We start from the raw sequence: 19,287 nt of genomic DNA, 5'->3' as shown, positions 1-19,287 counted from the left end.
CCCCTTAAACCGCTTGTTTCTTGAATAGCTCCCTAAAGACAGGGTAAATATCTTCGGCTTGACGTATATGCTGCACGGCGATGTTGTCGTAATGCTGTTGCAGGGATTCATATTCACGCCACAGGGTTTGATGGGCGCGATTGGTGATTTCGATGTAGCTGTAGTAGCGCACCAGTGGCAAGATTTTTTGTTCTAACAATTGCCTACAGGTAGGTGAATCGTCGGCCCAGTTATCACCGTCGGATGCTTGGGCTGCGTAGATATTCCATTCATCGGCGGGGTAACGGGCTTGTTGAATTTCATGCATTAATTTCAATGCACTCGATACTATAGTGCCACCCGTTTCTTGGGAGTAGAAGAACTCATGTTCATCGACTTCTTTAGCTTGGGTATGGTGACGAATATAGACCACTTCTAAGTTTTTATAGGTACGGGTGAGGAACAGATATAGCAAGATATAGAAGCGTTTTGCCATATCTTTAGTTGCCTGATCCATAGAACCAGACACATCCATCAAGCAGAACATCACAGCTTGGCTAGAAGGGATTTCCCGTTTGGCATAGTTATTAAAGCGCAGATCGAAGGTATCGATAAACGGCACTCTGGCAATTTTTTGTTTTAACTCCTCAATTTGGGCTTTTAAATCCAAAATCAACTCGGCCTTAGTGCCTGGAATATTTTCCAGCTCGGCAAGTTCTTGTTCTAACTCTTTTAATAGTTTCTTTTTACTGGCCGACATCGCAATGCGACGTGCCAGTGATGAGCGTAATGAACGGACAATATTGATGTTAGCGGGGACGCCATCATTGGTGAATCCCGCACGGTAGATTTGGTATTCCACCAGTTTATTAAGGCGATTTTTTTGTAGATTGGGGAGTTCTAAGTCCTCAAACAATAACTCTAGATACTCGTCTTTAGAGATTTCGAACACAAAGTCATCGTCGCCTTCACCCGAGTTTGAGGCCTCACCTTTGCCCGAACCGCCGCCTGAACCACCGGGTGGCCGATCAATTTTATCGCCACGGGTAAATTGGTCATTACCGGGATGCACTCTGTCCCTGACACCGCCTTTGCCTTGGTGAAACATAGGTTCACTGATATCCCGAGTGGGGATACTGATTTTTTCGCCTTTATCTACATCCGTTACGCTGCGGCGAGTCACTGCATCGCTGACGGCTTTTTTAATTTGTTGCTTATATCTATTGATAAAGCGTTGGCGGTTTACTGTGCTTTTTCCTTTCGCATTCAACCGTCTATCGATAAAGTTCGCCATACGCACCTCCCAAAACCCAGCGAAGGCTTTGGCAACACCAAAGCCCTGTACTTAGTTAGCGCAAGTTTAAGAAGATTTACGAACCCGTAAATACCACTCAGACAAGAGTCGGACTTGTTTTTTGGTATAACCTTTCTCCATCATACGATTGACGAAATCATCGTGTTTACGTTGATCGTCGTTCGATGTTTTGGCGTTAAAGGAAATTACAGGCAGTAAATCTTCTGTGTTGGAGAACATTTTCTTCTCGATCACAGTGCGTAGTTTCTCGTAGCTGGTCCAGAGCGGATTATTACCCTCATGGTTAGCGCGGGCGCGCAGCACAAAGTTGACGATTTCATTACGGAAATCTTTAGGATTGCTGATCCCCGCGGGCTTCTCAATTTTCTCAAGTTCAGCATTGAGGGCGGCGCGGTCGAATAGCTGACCTGTTTCAGGGTCGCGGTATTCTTGATCTTGGATCCAAAAATCGGCGTAGGTGACATAGCGGTCGAAGATATTTTGGCCGTATTCAGAGTAAGACTCTAAGTAAGCGGTTTGAATTTCTTTACCGATAAACTCCACATATTTAGGGATCAAATAACCTTTTAGGAATTCAAGATAACGTTCGGCGGTATCACCGGGGAACTGTTCTTGTTCAATTTGTCGTTCGAGGACATAGAATAAATGCACTGGGTTGGCGGCGATCTCTGAATGGTCAAAGTTAAATACCCGCGACAAAATCTTAAAGGCGAAACGGGTGGATAGCCCATTCATGCCTTCATCGACACCCGCGTAATCACGGTATTCTTGGTAAGACTTAGCCTTAGGATCGGTATCTTTTAGGCTTTCACCGTCATACACCCGCATCTTAGAGTAGATGGAGGAGTTTTCAGGTGGCTTGATGCGCGACAGCACACTAAATTGCGCTAAGGTTTCTAAGGTGCCAGGCGCGCAGGGCGCTTTTGATAACTCAGAGTTTATCAGCAGTTTTTGATAGATTTGCAGTTCTTCTGAGACCCGTAAACAGTAGGGCACTTTGACTATGTAAACACGGTCGAGGAAGGCTTCGTTATTTTTGTTGTTTTTGAAGGTTGACCACTCAGACTCGTTTGAGTGAGCCAGAATAATCCCGCTATAGGGCAGGGCTGATAAGCCTTCTGTGCCGTTATAGTTACCTTCTTGCGTTGCAGTCAGTAGCGGGTGCAGCACTTTAATCGGTGCCTTGAACATTTCAACGAATTCCATTACCCCTTGGTTGGCGCGGCATAAAGCCCCCGAATATGCGTAAGCATCGGCATCATCTTGGGAGAAATGCTCGAGCTGACGAATATCCACTTTACCGACGAGGGAGGAAATATCTTGGTTGTTTTCATCTCCGGGTTCAGTTTTCGCTATCGCCACTTGGTCCAGAATTGATGGGAAGACTTTTACCACGCGAAATTTAGAGATATCGCCACCAAACTCATGCAGACGTTTTACCGCCCAAGGCGACATGATGGTTTTAAGATAGCGGTTGGGAATGTTGAATTCATCTTTTAGCAGTTGACCATCTTCTTCTAAATCAAACAGACAGAAGGGATGATCGTTGACAGGGCTACGTACCCCATTTGCGCTCAGAATGTAAATGGGCACTTTTTGCATCAGGGCTTTGAGTTTTTCGGCGAGCGATGACTTACCGCCGCCCACTGGGCCCAGTAGGTATAAAATTTGTTTGGACTCTTCTAATCCTTGTGCCGAGTGCTTTAGGTAAGCCACGATTTGCTCTATGGCATCTTCCATGCCGAAGAAATCTTTAAATGCGGGATAGCGTGAAATAAGTCGATTCGAAAAAATACGGCTAAGTGTTGGATTTTTTGCGGTATCAATGACTTCTGCTTCACCGATTGCAAGCAGTAGTCGCTCAGATGCTGACATGTAAGCGCTGCGATCTCCTTTGCAGATATCCAGAAACTCTTGCAAAGAATATTCTTCATCGAGTTTTTGTTCGTAGCGCTTTTGGTAATGCTCGAAAATGCCCATATAAACCCCCTGAAACGCCAGTGATGTCATGGAACGGATAACTGGCTAACCAGCCTCCTACTCTAATCTTAGACACAAACTCACTATCTGTGTCAAAAAATATCAAATAAAAACAATAACAAATAGTTGCAAACGCAATTATTGCACTTGTAGTTAGCGGAGGATAAATCTGCGGGATAAGGGATGTGCGGCAAACGAGGGGCATAAAAAAAGAGCCACTAGGGCTCTTTTTACTGGGATTAACCCACTGCTCATTCGGCAGTAAACAACGTTAGATTAAATGAATTAACCAGCGAAGTTTTGGTTAACGAAGTCCCAGTTAACTAATTGCCAGAAGTGGGCAAGGTAGTCTGGACGCACGTTACGGTAATCGATGTAGTAAGCGTGTTCCCACACATCCACAGTCAGGATTGGTGTGACTGTGCTGTCAGTCAGTGGCGTTGCAGCATTGCTAGTGTTAACGATAGCAAGTGTGCCATCGGCTTTTTTCACTAACCATGTCCAAGCGCTACCGAAGTTGTTTACTGCTGAATCAGTAAATTGGGCTTTGAATGCGTCGAATGAACCGAAAGCAGCATTGATTGCATCAGCAACTGGGCCAGTTGGCTCGCCGCCAGCATTTGGTGCTAGGCAGTTCCAGTAGAAAGTGTGGTTCCACACTTGAGCTGCGTTATTGAATACGCCACCCGTAGAAGTTTTGATGATATCTTCTAAAGATTTACCAGCGAAATCCGTTCCTTCGATTAAGCCGTTTAGCTTAACAACATAAGTGTTGTGATGCTTGCCGTAGTGGTATTCAATGGTTTCTTGAGAAATGTGTGGTTCTAGTGCGTTCTTTGCATATGGTAATGCGGGTAATTCGAAAGCCATTAGTATCTCTCCATGGTCTTAGGTTATCGTTTTTAAACGTGCTCACTTAGGACTATTGTACCGATAAAATTTGTGATGTGAATCATTGTTTAGCTAATTGACTAGATAGACGCCATCGAAAAATCAAATGTCGGCATAACCTTACAAACTGTGGGATTTTGTTCTGCCTCTAGCTGACGTACAATAGCAGCATTGAGTCAATGTCATCCTACTTAGGAATCAAAATGGAAACAGTAGAGAAAATTAAGCAACAGATCACGGAAAACCCTATCATTGTTTATATGAAAGGTTCTCCAAAGTTGCCTAGCTGTGGCTTCTCGTCACAGGTCGCTCAGATCATGATTAACTGCGGTGAGCAGTTTGCATTCGTGGATATTCTTCAGCATCCAGACATTCGCGCAGAATTACCTAAGTTTGCTAACTGGCCGACTTTCCCACAATTGTGGATTGAAGGTGAGTTGATTGGTGGCTGTGATATCGTCGTGGACATGTTCCAAAAAGGCGAATTACAACCTTTGATTAAAGCCGCTGCCGCTAAGATCAAGACTGAAGAATAAGCGTTAATGCTTATTTTATAAGTCTGAATGAAAAAGCCGCCGTGATTATTATCATGGCGGCTTTTTTGTCGCTGCTTTTCACAGTTCTATTGCTAAAAAACCACTACAACAAACACTTCAATAACATTGTGATTCCTCAAGCCCCCAAGCAAAAATTAGTGAGGGGCGACATCTGAGGCATTGTGCTTATCGTGAGGCTTGGTCGCAGGCAATAATAAGTTCATGGTAATTGCGACAATACCGCACAAGCTGATACCGGTCAGACTAAATGAGCCTATGCCAAATGCCATGCCGCCGATACCAAAGACTAAGGTGACTCCGACAATGCTTAAATTACGCGGCTCAGACAAATCCACATGATTGCGAATAAGGGTGTTGAGGCCAACGGCTGCAATTGAGCCGAATAACAAACACATAATACCGCCCATGACTGGGACGGGAATGGTTTGCATCAGCGCACCTAGTTTGCCGACAAAGGCCAACGTGATGGCGGTAATGGCGGTCCAAGTCATAATTTTTGGATCAAAATTGCGCGTTAGGGTTACAGCACCAGTGACTTCTGAGTAAGTCGTGTTTGGCGGGCCACCAAAGGCTGCCGCGGCAATTGTAGCGACACCGTCTCCCGTTAGTGTGCGGTGTAGGCCAGGTTTTTTCATAAAATCTTTACCTGTGACATTGGATATCGCCAGAATATCACCTATGTGTTCAACCGCCGGAGCGATTGCCACTGGGATCATAAAGGCGATGGCATGCCAGTTAAATTCGGGTGCGACAAATTTAGGAATCGCAATCCAACTGGCGGCAGTCACCACGGCAAAGTCAACAATACCAAAGGCAAGACTTAAGCCGTAGCCCACAATTATCCCTGCTAAAATCGGCATGACTTTGAGTAAGCCCTTGGCAAAAATTGCCACTGCTATTGTGGTACAGAGTGACGCGAGTGAAATAAATAGCGCAGTATTGGTGTCAACAAGGGTCAAGCTACCATCGCCACTTTTCCCCAATGCCATATTCACGGCAACTGGAGCTAGTCCAAGGCCGATGATAATGATCACAGGACCCACTACCACAGGCGGTAATAGCCTATGGATGAAGTCGGTGCCGCGCACTTTGACCAAGGCGCCGAGCATGACGTAGACCACGCCCGCGGCCATAATGCCGCCCATGGTGGAGGGAATTCCCCAAGTCTGCACGCCATAGAGTATGGGGGCGATAAAGGCGAAGGATGAGGCAAGGAAGATAGGCACTTGGCGTTTAGTGATCAATTGGAACAGAAGGGTACCGATACCAGCGGTAAACAATGCCACACTAGTGTCGAGTCCTGTCAGCAGCGGCATTAACACTAGGGCACCGAAGGCCACAAACAGCATTTGTGCGCCCTGTAGGGGGATAGCGAGTCGTCTCATTTATTATTCTCGTTAATTTTAGGGTAAACCGCCAGATGATATCAGTTTGTTGGATTTTCAGCAGAAGAAAATCGCCCGTTTTGCCGACTCGGATCACTGTTTGGGTTTTCCATGCCATGGTTGGCACTGAAATGGGGCTAAATTTTGCCAAGACTCGCTTAAGGCGCTAACTATGGTACAATTTGCCCCATCTGACGTTACTTCAACTACTCAAAGATGCTGAAATTCCTATTGAAGCCGAGCTTAATTGCATTTCTATATTGTCTGTTCACGATTAATAGCGTCAATGCTGTTGAGGTGAGTAAATTAGATCAGGCCAATGTGCCTGTGTCTTCGCGCGCGGTTGCAGAACGCGACAAAGCCTTAAAAAGTGCACTTGAGCAAGTCATTATCAAGAACACTGGCACGGCGCGATCCCTCGATAACAGTCTGATCCAATCTCAGCTCGGTAATCCTGATACCTTGCTGAGCCAGTATGGTTATATCGAGCAGAATGGCCAATTACTGTTAACGGCCAGTTTTGAACACCGTCGCATCGTGGCGCTACTGCGTCAGGCGCAATTACCGGTTTGGGGAACACAACGCCCGCTGACCTTATTTTGGGTCGCAATGCCAGGTGATGGCGACACTGTGATATTGGGTGACTCGTCTGCGTTAGCCGAACGTAAACTCTTTAGTGATTTTTCCGATGCACGTGGTATTCCGGTACTTTTGCCTATCTTAGATCTTGATGAGTTGATGGGGATTAATCCTAACGATATCAAAGGTATGTTTGCAGATATCGTGGCCAGTGTCTCCGGCCGCTATCAAGCTGACTTTTTGGCGCTGGTGGCGATTGATGCCGCTGGCAGTCAAGTTCGTTATCGTTTAAATCTCTATACTAAGGCCACCATTGACTCTTTGACGCCACCGTTATTCAGCTACAACGGCACTGCTGAAAATTCGACTCAGGCGATTGAAGCCATGATGGCGGCGTTAGGCGAATACTATTTTACTAAGTACGCGATTGCCGATACTGGTACACAGCAAGGCGCGAGTGTCACTTTTGTTAATATTCAAAAAATGGCGCAATTAGTAGAAGTTGAAAGATATTTGAAGCAACTTAGCGCGATTAAAAATGCCACTTTAACGCATATTCAAGGCCATACCGCGACCTTCTCGTTAGATTTGTTTGGCTCAGAAACGGATTTACAACGTTTATTAAGCTTAGAGCCGCGGATTTCTGTGGTCGCACCTGTGAGTGCGGGGGAATTTAGCCCTGTCTCTAACCAAACAGGCAAGCCTGTATATGAATGGCGTTTACCTTAAGATGTTATCGGCCGTGCTGAGTTATGCTAAGCACGGCATTGTTTTTATTTGATATTGAGAAGACCGAGTGCCCTTAAACTCACCTCTGCAACTCTCGTTACCTGTGCATTTGCCAGATGACGAAACCTTTAATAGTTATTACCCCGCCGCGGGTAATGATGAACTTATTCAAAAACTGAGAGCCAATGCCGAAGGACAGGGTGAAGCCGCCATTTATTTGTGGGGCCCAGTGAAATCGGGTCGAACTCATTTAATGCACGCCGCTTGTGCTCACGCCAACGAAGTTGAGCGTCGCAGCTTTTATATTCCCTTAGGCATACATGCGAGCATTTCGACCGCATTGCTTGAAGGACTAGAACAGTTAGATTTAGTCTGTATCGATGATGTCGATGCCATCGCCGGTCACCCCGTCTGGGAAGAAGCGATTTTTGATCTCTACAACCGCGTCGCTGAACATAAAAATTGTGCCTTAGTGGTCAGTGGCAGTTCGTCTCCTGCGGACGCGGGTTTTCTGTTACCTGATCTCGTTTCACGCATGCAGTGGGGGTTGAATTATCAACTGCAACCTATGGCTGATGATGAAAAGCTTGCCGCTCTGCAACGCCGCGCCGCTATGCGTGGTCTGCAATTACCGGAAGACGTTGGGCGTTTTTTGTTGAACCGAATGGCGCGGGATTTACGTACCTTGTTCGATGTATTGGATAAGTTAGATAAAGCCTCATTAGTGCATCAGCGCAAGCTCACTATTCCCTTTGCCAAAGAGATGCTGCATCTATAAAAGCATGATTGGTTAGAGACACGGTTTGAGTGGTTTTGAATTAGTCTTGAGCGATGTAAACGCTAGAAAATGTAAAAAACCTAAAACCTAAAACCTAAAACCTAAAGCCTAAAGCCTAAAGCCTAACAATCAAAAGCCCGTCATGCTGAATGCAGACGGGCTTTTGTTTATCTACAACTTAAACACTCTATTGCTGAGGATGTCGGTGACGGTCGCCACTTAAGCGAAGTTCAGGCTCAAAGCGTGGTTCTGCATCACGTGCTGGAGCATTGTTTTGGCCTTTGAGCTGTGCATTCGTAGGTGATATCGCAAGCGTTTGACGCCAGCTTTGACCTTGGATCATGGCAATCGGTTCGGGCAGACTTTCAATCAGACTGATGCCATCAAGCTCTGGCAGAATTTCATCAATCACCAGTGCAGCGCGATTCTCTAGGCTGTCTTGTGCAATTCTACCTCTTTGTCCCCAGTCAATAATCAGCGTATCAGCGGTTAACACCGCAGGTTTATTGGTGACGGCGACATCACGCAATATTTGATAGCGATAACTCATCATGGCTTCCTCAAATAACATGGCCGTGTCTTCACGGGTACTGGAATAGGCATAGAAGTCGCTGGCGATATCGGTAGAAAAGAAAGTGCTCACATCCGATGGTTGATAGGCTTTTTGCACATTATTCGCCGCTGCGCCGAGGAAACGGACATTGGCAAGTCCCATCATTTCATCACTCATTAATGGATAACTGCTGCTGACTTGATCGGATATCAGGCTCTTGTTGGCATTGCGGCGACTGTAATCATCTAGCAGTCTTGGCCCTGTGAGTGAGGCATGTACGCTGCGGGGGAAGAAGTCATTGGCATGGGCAAGCTCGTGATACAGCAATGAGGCTAGATCGGGATTGATTTGCGCTAACGTGCGGTCTGCTCTGACGGTGATAGGTACGCTAAGTGACGCATATTGATTGTCTTTCACATAACGCCAAGGCATCACAAAGTTAAGATCATCACCAAAATTACTGCGGTAATCCGGCGCTTCATTAATGGTGTCGCGCTGGCTTGGCGTAAGCCATAAATCGTCGGGATCGAGATAAATTGCTCCTGTAACGACCCAATAGAAGGAAGGGCGCACATCATAGCTAATCACTACGGCCGTGACGGATTGTAACAGGCGAGCAAAATCGCTGTTGGGGTCCATCTGAGCTAAAAAGGCGGCAAAATTATCGCCCATCCAGTCGTGGGAAACCAGTACACGATTAAGAATAGTCTCGCGATTTAGATCGCTTGAGGTTTGGCCTATCAAAGGTAAGGTATTGATAGTGCAGCTATCATTAAGTTGATTGGAGTAAACACAGCCCGCTAACACATTGGCGTAAGGTGAGGCTGGACGATAGGCGTGGGTGCGTGCCACTGGGGTATCGAAATATTGCGAGCTGATCGCCGGCGCCGCAGTTGTTAGCACAAAGGCGTCATCACTGAGTGGATTGCCATTGATACTGGCGTTCACTTTGAGTCGAGTGATTGTATCTTGGGCGACGGTTGGCGCGGTAAATAACGGCCTAAACGGATCGCTTACATCGACCATTAAATCCGGGCCAGACGCTACGCACCAAGAGATATTCGCAGTACTTAATCCTGATTGTTGTCCGAGCCTTAAGCTGACACTATTGCCTTCAACCACTTGGTGATCTTGGCGAACGTTCAGTATAGCCGACGATGCGGGGTCGACATTAATGCCGATTTCTCCGCTGACATCTAGATTACTTCCCGTCACATGCAAGCTAAAACGGTAGTCGCCAGCGGTAGGAGCATCGAATGCTAATACAGGACTGTTTTGACTGACTAATTGTATGTTCGGCCCATCGATTTGCTGCCAGCGAAAGGTTAAGTTTTGGCTATCGCGATTAAGGATGTTGGCAATGATGGCACTGGATTGACCTGCCACATACGTCGGCTCAGTTTGAAAACGGATTGAGGATGATGTGGTAACAAGAAGCGGCGAAATGCTTTCTGTGCAGCGTGGCAACGAGCTAGAGGGGGGCGTGACTCCGCCATTATCTGTGTTGCTGTCTCCACCGCCTCCGCACGCCATAAGTAGGCTAGAGCAGGTTATTAATCCTAAAAGTTTCAGTGGTATCGATATCCCCATTACAACATTCTCCCATGTTAACTCAGCGGTGCAGTCAGGCTTTTTGTGACTCGCGGGACATCAATACTCCACGATGAAAAACTGACTATAGCACGGGGGTTAAGTTGCAAAAAGTCGCTATAGGTATGTTAAGTGTTAATTTTTATGCGATTTAGTTGTTCGATTAACTGTGCATTGAACTGAGGATAAAGAGGGTATTTGAACGCAGATCTTTAGCGGAGTTTGGCGTTGCGATATAAAAATGCCGTCATACCCAGTAAGGCAAGACGGCGCTGAAATCACATTGTATGCAATGGCTTATTCTTTGGATTTTTTCTTCAGGCCTAATCCCAGTTCTCGACCACGGATCCGAGCGTAGAAGGGAAAGGCAATCAGCAGTACACCAATCAACAATACTTCGATTAATGCAAAGACGAAGGCATCGGTAGTGACATAAAGCAGCGTCAGCCCATGCAGCATATAGAGGCACAGAATAAAACTCGCCCAAGCATAAGTATATGGATTACCTTGAAAAACCCCTTTTGCAGGCAGTAACAATGGCACTATCCATAAGAGGCTAAATAGCAGAGTATACTCACCGCTAATACCCTGACCAACAAACCAGCCGCCTAATAGCAGGACGAGCGCAAAGTAACCTAAACGGCTAAGAGTAAATAAGGTGTTGGACGTCATATGTCTACCTAAGAATTAAAATTAAAGCGATTTTATAAAAATCATAATTAAAGAATAGCGAGCACATTCTCTGGAGGACGGCCGATGGCAGCGCGTTGATTGGCGAGCACAATTGGCCGTTCTATGAGTTTAGGCGTGTTCACCATGGCTTCAATCAATTGCTGCTCAGTCAATGAGGTGTCGGCAAGCCCCAAGGTTTGATATTCCGTTTCTTTGGTGCGCATTAATTCGCGAGCACTGATGCCTAATTTTGTCAGAATGTCGCCAATGACTTCAGCCGTAGGAGGCGTTTTTAAGTATTCCACTAGGGTAATGTCACAACCTTGTTGCTCAAGTAGAGCTAAGGTTTCACGGCTTTTTGAACAACGTGGGTTATGGTAAATCGTCGCTTGGGTCATAGTGCTAGAGGCTCAATACGGGCTGAAATAACAATGGAGCGGATGATAACAGAAAAAACAACGCCCCGTCAGTGTGTTCGGGGCGTATAAATGGGTAATGAAGTTAAATCAATTTGTAAAACAACTGATTACTTAAGCGCTTCCATCTCTTTATCGGCCATTTTGAACTGGCGTATACGGGCTTCAATACGTGCAAGCTGTAAGGGATTACTTTCAGATGCACGGTAGGCAAAGTTTAGCTGATCGATAGCGCCCTTATAATTAGCTCCCAAAGCCATGAGCTCAGCGGTAGAAAAATATTCTAACGCCTGATTGCCTGTTTTTTTATAAACAGCGCTCAGTAATTGGTAGGGCAGCTGATTTTGTTTATCGAGGAATATCATTTCCTCCAATAAAGGAATAGCTTTAGGGGCTTGGTCAGCTTCGATGTAAATATTGGCTAAGTTGGCGTTAATCACTTGCGATGTTGGCTTCATTTTTCGCTGGGCTTCAAGCATAGCAATCGCCTTTGCATAGTCCTTACGTTCGGTCAATAAGTCGGCTTTAGTATCGATATAAAACAGATTGTTATCATCAATTTTTAACAGTTCATCGACGATTTTTTCCGACTCATCAAACTTCTTCAATCTAAATAACGCCAGCGCTTTGCCATAGAGCGCCGCCTCTTTAAAGCTGTAGGTCTGTTTGTTTAGTTGCTTGTCAAACATGCTCAAAACCGCTTCGTCGCTATAACTGGAAAAACGGACTTGAATACGAGCTTTCGCCAGTTGGAAGTTCAGGTTATCGGGAATATAACGCTTAGGATATTGCTCGGCGCGGTTACGGGCTTCAGTGATCCGCGACTCTGGTAATGGGTGAGTTAGCAGCATTTGTGGCGGTGTGGTGGTAAAGCGGTAACGAGTGGCTAACTTACCAAAGAAATCCGCTGCAGCGTTGGGATCAAAGCCTGCATCCACCAAAATTTGCATACCGATGCGGTCGGCTTCTTTCTCGTGCAAACGGGTATAGTTGATTTTTGATTGTGTTGCCATCGCTTGGGTCGTCGCCAGTGCAGCCATACCGGCTTGTGGTACGGCAATGGTTAATAAAATGGCGCCGAGTAAACCCGCAATTGTCGCAGGATTGCTCTTTTGTTGTGCTTCGAGCGAACGCGCAAGGTGACGTTGGGTAACGTGGGTAATTTCGTGGCCGAGTACTGAGGCGAGTTCGCTTTCGTTATCGGCATTGAGAAATAAGCCTGTGTGCACGGCAACATGGCCGCCGAAGAAGGCGAAGGCGTTGATTTCATCATTTTGTAACAAGAAGAAATAGAAGGGCGTTTTTACCCCTGTGGCATGGGCGACCAGTTTGTTGCCAAGTTCAGTAAGGTACTGACTCAACACAGGATCATTTAACATAGGCGCCGAGGAGCGAATGATGCGCATATAGGCATCACCGTAAACCATTTCTTTTTCAAGGCTGAAGGTGTTAACTGCGGCCGTACCTAAATCCGGTAAGTCATTGTTGGCAAAGCTTTTGGCGGCTAAGGTAAGCAGCATCAAAGAGAATGCGCCTGCAACAAAAGGTTTTAATCGAGTCAAAAAAGTCAAGTTACGCAAGCGGATCCTTTATTTCTAATTATCTCAACTAAAGGCAGAGATACTGCACTTAGCTTGTAGTTTGAGGTGCAACTTAGGATAATAGCCCAAGTTCGTCTATAGCAAGTTCATTATGATTTTTATTGATTTAACGCTATTTCGCTGTCCTGTACCTTTAGTTAAAGTGAAACTTGCATTGAAGCCAATGCGAGACGGCGAGCAATTGCATATCTTACTCTCAGACTCAGGTTCGCGGCGAGATGTTCCCCAATATTTAAAAAAACAAGGTCATGTCGTGCAAGAGTTGCGTAATGATGTGAGTCTGTTAGCCTTGATGGTCACCAAAGTTGATCTATCTCAGGGATAAATTGAGGATTTTCATGTTTAAATCCTTTCCGAGTCGTGACCTAATTTAATGTGCACGCTAGATAAGTTCACCAAATGAGTTTGCTAGCTGGGCGTAAGATTTCCGTTCTGCTAACAAGTTGAAGTGAAAGTAGTTTGATAACGTCGTAGATAACACCATGATAAATAAACTTTCCTGAGCGTTTGGGAAGCCTAGCCAACCATCACTATTGGAATGATCCATGTTTACTGTTTTTTCTCGTTGGTATCAAGAGCGCTTTAGTGATCCACAAGCTGTGACCTTAATGGCTATTCTTGTTGGGTTCGCTTTAGTGATTTATTTTGCCGCAGGTTTACTTGCCCCCTTATTAGTCGCGCTGGTGTTGGCATTTTTATTGGAATGGCCCGTGGCGCAAATGCTGAAATTAGGCATTAATCGCACCGCTGGTGCGTCCTTAGTTATCGTGTTGTTTTTGGGCATTGTGGTCTTACTGACATTTGGCTTAATTCCGAGTGTGTGGCGTCAAGGCGTGAGCTTAATTGCCGATTTGCCGAGCATGATAGATAAAGGGCTGCTGACGCTACAAACCTTGATCAACCAATACCCGCAATTTATCAATCCTGAGCAATTAGATTTGATGGTCGCAGAGCTTAAAAAACTGCTCGATACTCAGCATGTACTGGATATTGCTAAGCAATTAATTGGCTATTCAGCGTCATTACTCGTCTTGATGGTATACGCGATTTTAGTGCCTCTGTTGGTGTTTTTCTTTTTAAAGGATAAAGATCAGCTGATCAGTGGCAGTAAGCGTTTTTTCCCTGCTAATCGTCAATTAGCCCGCAAAGTATGGTTTGAAATGCACCAACAAATTTTTAATTACATTCGTGGTAAAGTGATCGAAATAGTGATTGTGGGTGTTGCAACTTATATTTTGTTTGCCTTGATGGGACTGCGATATTCGGCTTTGCTCGCTGTGTTAACGGGGTTATCGGTATTGATCCCTTATGTCGGTGCAACCTTAGTTACATTACCTATCACCCTAGTGGCATTTTTTCAGTGGGGTTTTAGTTCTGAGTTTGGCTATTTAATGTTGGGTTACGGTATTATTCAGGCGCTCGACGGTAATTTACTCGTGCCTATTTTGTTCTCCGATGCGGTGGATTTGCATCCAGTGATAATCATAGCCGCGGTATTAGTCTTTGGTGGTTTATGGGGCGTGTGGGGGGTATTCTTTGCCATTCCATTGGCTTCCTTGGTTAAAGCCGTGATTAACGCTTGGCCTAAAACTGAGGTTGAGACTCTTCAGGGACTCGATGCGAGTTGATGACGACTCGCTCGATTTCCAGAGCTTGTTTTGTCTGCTGGCTTGCATGTAACAACTGAATTTAGTCTCTAAATTTAGAGACTAAATTTGACACTGAGTTCCGCTATGGAGCTCAGTGTCAGAGACGAGTAGGGCGTTTAGGCACTCTTTTTAATTTCCACGTATAGTCGTCATTACACATCTTTATCAAGCAGCACTTACTCCTTTCGTTAACTTTTATGGTTTTGAGTTTGTCCTTAAGTCCCTCGAGTAGAGCCCAAATTGTTTAACCCTGGCTTTTTATTATGTCCTTAGTTGCTATAGGGATTTACATTATGTAGCCTCTAGGTTAGGTATATGTAAAACTCTTATATAAGCATGTGGTTACATGATGCAGCGCACATTTTACCCTTGAGTATGTTGATAAAGTTGGGTTACTTAGCATGGGTTTGCTTATTCGTACATCCTTAGCTAAGTTATATCGAGTCGTGCTATTTACTTTTGGTTGCGAGATGGAAGTCACCCTGACAAGAATTTCCACTGACAATCGCCATTGGAGGATACTATTGTGAGCAAAAAACTATTAAGTGCGCTTTTCGGGGCAAGTCTCGCAGCGTTAGCGCTGTCGCCAACCGCATTTGCTGCAGATCAAAAATTGTCTGATTTCCACGCTGAGTCGGGTGGATGTGAAAGCTGTCATAAAGATGGTACACCTTCTGCGGATGGTGCCTTTGAATTTGAACAGTGTCAAAGCTGTCACGGTTCTCTTGCTGAAATGGACGCTGTGCATAAACCACATGACGGCAATTTAGTCTGTGCAGATTGTCATGCGGTGCATGATATGAATGTAGGTGAAAAACCGACCTGTGAAAGTTGCCATGATGATGGCCGCACACCAGCGACGATTCTGAAAAAATAATTAAAAAATGTTAGAAGCGTTGGCATCTGCCTTCAAGTCTACATAAATAACGCCAGCAAATGTTGGCGTTATTTTTATCAGTAAATGAATCAATTACTCGTCTTTTGGTTGGCCTTGGATGATCTTCTTACCTGAGAACATGGCTGAAATAATGCCAGGTTGACGTTTAACTTCGGTATAAACCACAGCGAATACATGTAGTAAAATCAGTAGCAAAAGTAGATAAACCGCATAAACGTGAACTTCACCGGCTAGTCCCTTCAGCGGTTTAAGCGCAGCCGCTTTCTCAGTATTCACCCCAGTGGCATCATAGGGTTTTAAGCTTGCTGGGTCGACATTGGTATCGGCCAGATAGCTTTGTACTGCACTACCTAATGGCGGAAAGTAAATATCGGTTCCTGCACGTAAAAGCCCAGTAACCATGATAGTGATTAATAGCAGCATGATGCCGAGAACGGCAAATTTGCCTTTAGGATTATGGCCTAAATACTGCGGATTTTTACCCGCGGCCAATTCTGACTTATAGGTCATTAATTCATTTTTGCTATTAGCATTGGGAAACATATGGCTGAAACGCGCATATTTGTTGCCGACAAAACCCCACACAAGGCGAATAATGAGGTTGATTGCAAACGCATAGCCTATGTACACGTGTAAAGTTTTTAAGCCAATTTTGCCCGTTAATTCAGTGATGCCTAACTCTGCACGATACATCATGATGCCACCGACTAAGATGAGTGCGAGTACGAGAATGACATTAATCCAATGGAATAATCGCGTCAGTTTGTCCCAAACTGAGTAGGATTTAACTTCAAACGCGCTGGGTTTGCTGTTGGACATGGAATTTCCTTATTTTTTTTGTTGGTATGATCTTACGCTTTTATCTCAAAATTTCAGTAATTTTTTTCAGTTTCAATTAAGACTTCTGATTGATAGTGTATTCAACGAAAGTGTTAGAAGTTTTTGATTTGCGTACGGTAAATATTTTTCACGTAAGTCTTTTTAATCTGTTTTATCTAATGCTAATATCGTCACCACGATAGACTTGGAAGTCTATTGAACGGATGTTGAAGTTGTATTGAGAGGATCTTAGGTTCTCAAAATGAATAATCGTTAATCAGACAGGGAGTGAGCAGGATGTTCAAAATATTACATTGGATTGTAGTGTCACGATCGCAAGTATTAATGGAACTGCTAGCAGGACGTTGGCCACAGGAGTTTCTCGTTAAGTTGACGCAAGTCAGCCCAGATGAGATGTGTGAACAAATCAAGGATAATCATGCCTCCATGGTAGTGATTGATTTAGCGACTGTTGATCTTCAAAAAGCCCATCAATTTCAGCGTTTACTTGCCCGTGAACAACCAAGTGTACGAGTCGTCTATTTACAATTCCCTAAACAAGTGGATGCGCGCTTTTTAATGCAAGCTGCCACGACCGCAGGGGTGTTTTATCTCGATGCGGGTTTAACTGAGATTAGCCTAGGATTCTCGAATATTTTACGAGGCCATAGGGTGATCCCAATTCAACTCGTCAATGGGGTGAACGATGACTTTGGTTTGTTCGAAGATACTGAACCGCTGACGATTCGTGAGCGAGAAGTATTACAAGCCCTCTTAACGGGTAGCACTAACTTAGATATTGCTAATCAGCTGTTTGTCAGTGAAAGCACGATAAAAACCCATTTGTACCGAGTATTCCGTAAGATCGGTGTGTCGAGCCGTGGTCAAGCGATCGCGTGGGCGCAAACCTATTTGCACGATGTGGTGGTTTAAATCTGTATTAGCACTGATAGAAGACACTAATTTGGCAAGGGAATACTGTTCTAGACATAGATGTGTGCGTTTAGAGATTAGTACCTAAGTTAAGTGTTATCTCAGAAATGATAAAAGGGGCTTTTGCCCCTTTTGTTTGTCTTAAAATCAATCGAATTAAAACGTTAAATTAACGTCCTAACCAAGCCGCGAGTTTAGTTCTGTCACTAATTGCTAGGGCGACAGTGTCCTTTGGTGCGGCAGTTATCATCAATTCACCCGTCATCAATTCATCTCGTCTAAACCAATGTAAATTCAAGGATTCACCTAGCGGATATTGCTGTAGCTGCGCCTCAAATTGCGCGCTGACTTGCAAGTTATCGGCGGCAATTAACACATCCCCCGCACTTAATCCCGCAAGGTGGGCAGGGCTGCCTTGGGTAACGGTCACCACTTTCAATCCCATCGGCGCCACTTGAGTTTTCGCGCCAAAGGCAATGTCATAGCCTTTTAGTTGCCCGCCGCCCACATCCTGCGGGCCTTGGCTGGCGCGAAGGTTAAACTCGACACCAAATTCGGCGAGTAGTGGAGCCAGTGGAATATCGTCGGTGTTATCTAAGTAGGTAAACAAATCGTGGCAATCACGGCCAAGGAGTCGCTCGACAATCGCTTGGTGGCAGCTGTCAGTCGTGCCTTTATTTTGCAGGGCATATTCCTGCCACAGGATCTGCATCACATGGTCGAGATTGTATTTGCCTTGGGTTTCATGGCGCAGGGTTAAATCTAAGTACAGCGCAAACAGCGCGCCTTTGGTGTAATAACTGATGATAGCGTTTTGCGCGTTTTCATCCTGCTTATAGAACTTAGTCCATGCATTAAAGCTCGAGTCCTTAACGCTTTGTTTAAAGCGTCCTTGGCTGCGATAAACGCGGGTGAAGGTTTCACTCAGCATATCTAAATAACTTTGTTCATCTACCAACCCGGCGCGATAGGTAAGGAAGTCATCATAATAGGAGGTGATGCCTTCATAGGCCCATAGCTGCGGCGTATAGGTTTCAGCCTCAAGTTTATAGGGTAAAAAGCACTCTGGCTTAATACGCTTCACGTTCCAGCTGTGGAAATACTCGTGGCTGCACAGGGATAAATAAGTGCGATAGTCGTTATTGATTGGCGCATTGAGCGACAGCGGTAAGTCCTTGCGTGAACACATCAATGCGGTAGATGCTCTGTGTTCTAACCCGCCAAAGCCATTGTCTAATACTGTGGTCATAAACAAGTAACGTTTAAACGGCGCAGGCGTACCAAAAAGGTTGATCTGATACTCACAAATGGCTTTCAAGTCTTGGCAGAGTCTTGGCATGCAAGCGCGGTGACGGCCATTGAGGACGATATCGTGTTGGACGCCGCAGGCATCGAAACTAGCTAAAGTAAATAAGCCCATTTCCACTGGATGATCGATGAGCTCGTCATAGCTTGTGGCACTAAATTGGCCGAAGGCAAAGTCGTCACCACTGATGCGGGTCATGCTGGTAGCGACGCGCCAATCACTTAATGTGGACTCAGAGGGCGGTAACATAGTGACAGTGTGGGTTTGTTGTTCAAAACCGTGGGCGGATAGAAACACGCTACTGCCGTTAAAGAAGCCGTGGGTCGTGTCCAAATGCGCGGTACGCACCGACAGATCCCAAGCATACACTTGATAAGTCAGAATAATTTCGCTGCTATTATTGTCAATCGACCAAGTTTGCTTATCTAGTTGGCTGAGCTTGAGCGTTTGGCCTTGTGCATCTTGTGCTTTGAGTTCAATAATATTTTTAGCAAAGTCGCGCACCATATAACTGCCAGGCAGCCAAGCGGGTAGGCTAAAGACTTGCACTGGCTTGGGTTGGGATAATGTCATAGTAACAGCGAATAAATGGGCTTTCGGATCGACGGGGATTATCTGGTAATGGATCATATTTATCCTGCAAAACCTGAGTATTTT

17 protein-coding genes are annotated in these 19,287 nt (G+C 45.2%); 7 read left to right on the top strand and 10 right to left on the bottom strand.

Annotated features, from left to right (window positions below):
• Positions 1–4: 4 nt before the first annotated feature.
• The 3 genes from K5Q99_RS05500 to sodB all read right to left on the bottom strand — a co-directional run bounded on the left by K5Q99_RS05500 (position 5) and on the right by sodB (position 4,144).
• Positions 5–1,273 (bottom strand): YeaH/YhbH family protein, encoded by a 1,269-nt coding sequence (locus K5Q99_RS05500; RefSeq protein WP_063883574.1) that lies wholly within the window; start codon positions 1,271–1,273, stop codon positions 5–7.
• Between the two features lie 66 nt (positions 1,274–1,339).
• Positions 1,340–3,274 carry a PrkA family serine protein kinase gene (locus K5Q99_RS05495; RefSeq protein WP_006086332.1) on the bottom strand — a complete coding sequence of 645 codons (1,935 nt, stop codon included), beginning with the start codon at positions 3,272–3,274 and terminating at the stop codon, positions 1,340–1,342.
• 285 nt (positions 3,275–3,559) lie between these two features.
• The gene (gene sodB, locus K5Q99_RS05490; protein ID WP_220776283.1) at positions 3,560–4,144 is read right to left on the bottom strand and encodes a superoxide dismutase [Fe]; all 585 of its coding nucleotides are present in this window, start codon (positions 4,142–4,144) and stop codon (positions 3,560–3,562) included.
• Between the two features lie 224 nt (positions 4,145–4,368).
• On the opposite strand from sodB, the gene grxD reads away from it, so the two are divergent.
• Positions 4,369–4,701 (top strand): Grx4 family monothiol glutaredoxin, encoded by a 333-nt coding sequence (gene grxD / locus K5Q99_RS05485; RefSeq protein WP_011846572.1) that lies wholly within the window; start codon positions 4,369–4,371, stop codon positions 4,699–4,701.
• 155 nt (positions 4,702–4,856) lie between these two features.
• On the opposite strand, the gene K5Q99_RS05480 is transcribed toward grxD, so the two are convergent.
• The gene (locus tag K5Q99_RS05480) at positions 4,857–6,107 is read right to left on the bottom strand and encodes a uracil-xanthine permease family protein (RefSeq protein ID WP_220592716.1); all 1,251 of its coding nucleotides are present in this window, start codon (positions 6,105–6,107) and stop codon (positions 4,857–4,859) included.
• Positions 6,108–6,323: 216 nt separating this feature from the next.
• On the opposite strand from K5Q99_RS05480, the gene K5Q99_RS05475 reads away from it, so the two are divergent.
• Both K5Q99_RS05475 and hda read left to right on the top strand, forming a co-directional pair.
• Positions 6,324–7,415 (top strand): DUF2066 domain-containing protein, encoded by a 1,092-nt coding sequence (locus K5Q99_RS05475; RefSeq protein ID WP_106650265.1) that lies wholly within the window; start codon positions 6,324–6,326, stop codon positions 7,413–7,415.
• Between the two features lie 67 nt (positions 7,416–7,482).
• Positions 7,483–8,193 carry a DnaA inactivator Hda gene (hda, locus tag K5Q99_RS05470; protein ID WP_006081292.1) on the top strand — a complete coding sequence of 237 codons (711 nt, stop codon included), beginning with the start codon at positions 7,483–7,485 and terminating at the stop codon, positions 8,191–8,193.
• Between the two features lie 187 nt (positions 8,194–8,380).
• Here the strand turns inward: hda and K5Q99_RS05465 are convergent, their stop codons facing one another.
• The 4 genes from K5Q99_RS05465 to bepA form a co-directional block, all read right to left on the bottom strand.
• Positions 8,381–10,336 carry a hypothetical protein gene (locus K5Q99_RS05465; RefSeq protein ID WP_220776282.1) on the bottom strand — a complete coding sequence of 652 codons (1,956 nt, stop codon included), beginning with the start codon at positions 10,334–10,336 and terminating at the stop codon, positions 8,381–8,383.
• A 297-nt stretch (positions 10,337–10,633) separates the two neighbouring features.
• Positions 10,634–11,008 carry a DUF2069 domain-containing protein gene (locus K5Q99_RS05460; RefSeq protein ID WP_220776281.1) on the bottom strand — a complete coding sequence of 125 codons (375 nt, stop codon included), beginning with the start codon at positions 11,006–11,008 and terminating at the stop codon, positions 10,634–10,636.
• Between the two features lie 47 nt (positions 11,009–11,055).
• The gene (arsC, locus tag K5Q99_RS05455; protein ID WP_107947136.1) at positions 11,056–11,406 is read right to left on the bottom strand and encodes an arsenate reductase (glutaredoxin); all 351 of its coding nucleotides are present in this window, start codon (positions 11,404–11,406) and stop codon (positions 11,056–11,058) included.
• A 128-nt stretch (positions 11,407–11,534) separates the two neighbouring features.
• Positions 11,535–13,004, bottom strand: coding sequence for a beta-barrel assembly-enhancing protease (bepA, locus tag K5Q99_RS05450; protein ID WP_220776280.1), 1,470 nt, complete (start codon positions 13,002–13,004; stop codon positions 11,535–11,537).
• A 112-nt stretch (positions 13,005–13,116) separates the two neighbouring features.
• Here bepA and K5Q99_RS05445 point away from each other — a divergent pair, with 112 nt between their 5' ends.
• From K5Q99_RS05445 to cctA, 3 genes are all read left to right on the top strand, one after another.
• Complete coding sequence (locus K5Q99_RS05445) at positions 13,117–13,350, top strand: sulfurtransferase TusA family protein (RefSeq protein WP_106650271.1); 234 nt, start codon at positions 13,117–13,119, stop codon at positions 13,348–13,350.
• A gap of 220 nt (positions 13,351–13,570) precedes the next feature.
• A complete protein-coding gene (locus tag K5Q99_RS05440; RefSeq protein WP_220776279.1) occupies positions 13,571–14,653 on the top strand; it encodes an AI-2E family transporter in 1,083 nt (360 codons plus the stop codon).
• A 547-nt stretch (positions 14,654–15,200) separates the two neighbouring features.
• A complete protein-coding gene (gene cctA / locus K5Q99_RS05435; RefSeq protein WP_006081299.1) occupies positions 15,201–15,551 on the top strand; it encodes a tetraheme c-type cytochrome CctA in 351 nt (116 codons plus the stop codon).
• 93 nt (positions 15,552–15,644) lie between these two features.
• Here the strand turns inward: cctA and K5Q99_RS05430 are convergent, their stop codons facing one another.
• Positions 15,645–16,391, bottom strand: a complete 747-nt coding sequence (locus K5Q99_RS05430; RefSeq protein ID WP_220776278.1) for a cytochrome b/b6 domain-containing protein — start codon at positions 16,389–16,391, stop codon at positions 15,645–15,647.
• 297 nt (positions 16,392–16,688) lie between these two features.
• Here K5Q99_RS05430 and K5Q99_RS05425 point away from each other — a divergent pair, with 297 nt between their 5' ends.
• A complete protein-coding gene (locus K5Q99_RS05425) occupies positions 16,689–17,324 on the top strand; it encodes a LuxR C-terminal-related transcriptional regulator (protein WP_006081301.1) in 636 nt (211 codons plus the stop codon).
• A gap of 169 nt (positions 17,325–17,493) precedes the next feature.
• Here the strand turns inward: K5Q99_RS05425 and K5Q99_RS05420 are convergent, their stop codons facing one another.
• Positions 17,494–19,260 carry a M61 family metallopeptidase gene (locus K5Q99_RS05420; protein WP_220776277.1) on the bottom strand — a complete coding sequence of 589 codons (1,767 nt, stop codon included), beginning with the start codon at positions 19,258–19,260 and terminating at the stop codon, positions 17,494–17,496.
• Positions 19,261–19,287: the final 27 nt, after the last annotated feature.

This window comes from Shewanella hafniensis (assembly GCF_019655335.1).
In the GTDB taxonomy this organism is placed as follows: domain Bacteria; phylum Pseudomonadota; class Gammaproteobacteria; order Enterobacterales; family Shewanellaceae; genus Shewanella; species Shewanella hafniensis.
This window is presented reverse-complemented; position numbering and strand designations above follow the sequence as displayed.

Coding starts and splice junctions, on each gene's coding strand:
- K5Q99_RS05500 (WP_063883574.1), bottom strand. CDS start 1,273: ATGGCGAACTTTATCGATAGACGGTTGAATGCGAAAGGAAAAAGCACA.
- K5Q99_RS05495 (WP_006086332.1), bottom strand. CDS start 3,274: ATGGGCATTTTCGAGCATTACCAAAAGCGCTACGAACAAAAACTCGAT.
- sodB (WP_220776283.1), bottom strand. CDS start 4,144: ATGGCTTTCGAATTACCCGCATTACCATATGCAAAGAACGCACTAGAA.
- grxD (WP_011846572.1), top strand. CDS start 4,369: ATGGAAACAGTAGAGAAAATTAAGCAACAGATCACGGAAAACCCTATC.
- K5Q99_RS05480 (WP_220592716.1), bottom strand. CDS start 6,107: ATGAGACGACTCGCTATCCCCCTACAGGGCGCACAAATGCTGTTTGTG.
- K5Q99_RS05475 (WP_106650265.1), top strand. CDS start 6,324: ATGCTGAAATTCCTATTGAAGCCGAGCTTAATTGCATTTCTATATTGT.
- K5Q99_RS05465 (WP_220776282.1), bottom strand. CDS start 10,336: ATGGGGATATCGATACCACTGAAACTTTTAGGATTAATAACCTGCTCT.
- K5Q99_RS05460 (WP_220776281.1), bottom strand. CDS start 11,008: ATGACGTCCAACACCTTATTTACTCTTAGCCGTTTAGGTTACTTTGCG.
- arsC (WP_107947136.1), bottom strand. CDS start 11,406: ATGACCCAAGCGACGATTTACCATAACCCACGTTGTTCAAAAAGCCGT.
- K5Q99_RS05445 (WP_106650271.1), top strand. CDS start 13,117: ATGATTTTTATTGATTTAACGCTATTTCGCTGTCCTGTACCTTTAGTT.
- K5Q99_RS05440 (WP_220776279.1), top strand. CDS start 13,571: ATGTTTACTGTTTTTTCTCGTTGGTATCAAGAGCGCTTTAGTGATCCA.
- K5Q99_RS05430 (WP_220776278.1), bottom strand. CDS start 16,391: ATGTCCAACAGCAAACCCAGCGCGTTTGAAGTTAAATCCTACTCAGTT.
- K5Q99_RS05425 (WP_006081301.1), top strand. CDS start 16,689: ATGTTCAAAATATTACATTGGATTGTAGTGTCACGATCGCAAGTATTA.
- K5Q99_RS05420 (WP_220776277.1), bottom strand. CDS start 19,260: ATGATCCATTACCAGATAATCCCCGTCGATCCGAAAGCCCATTTATTC.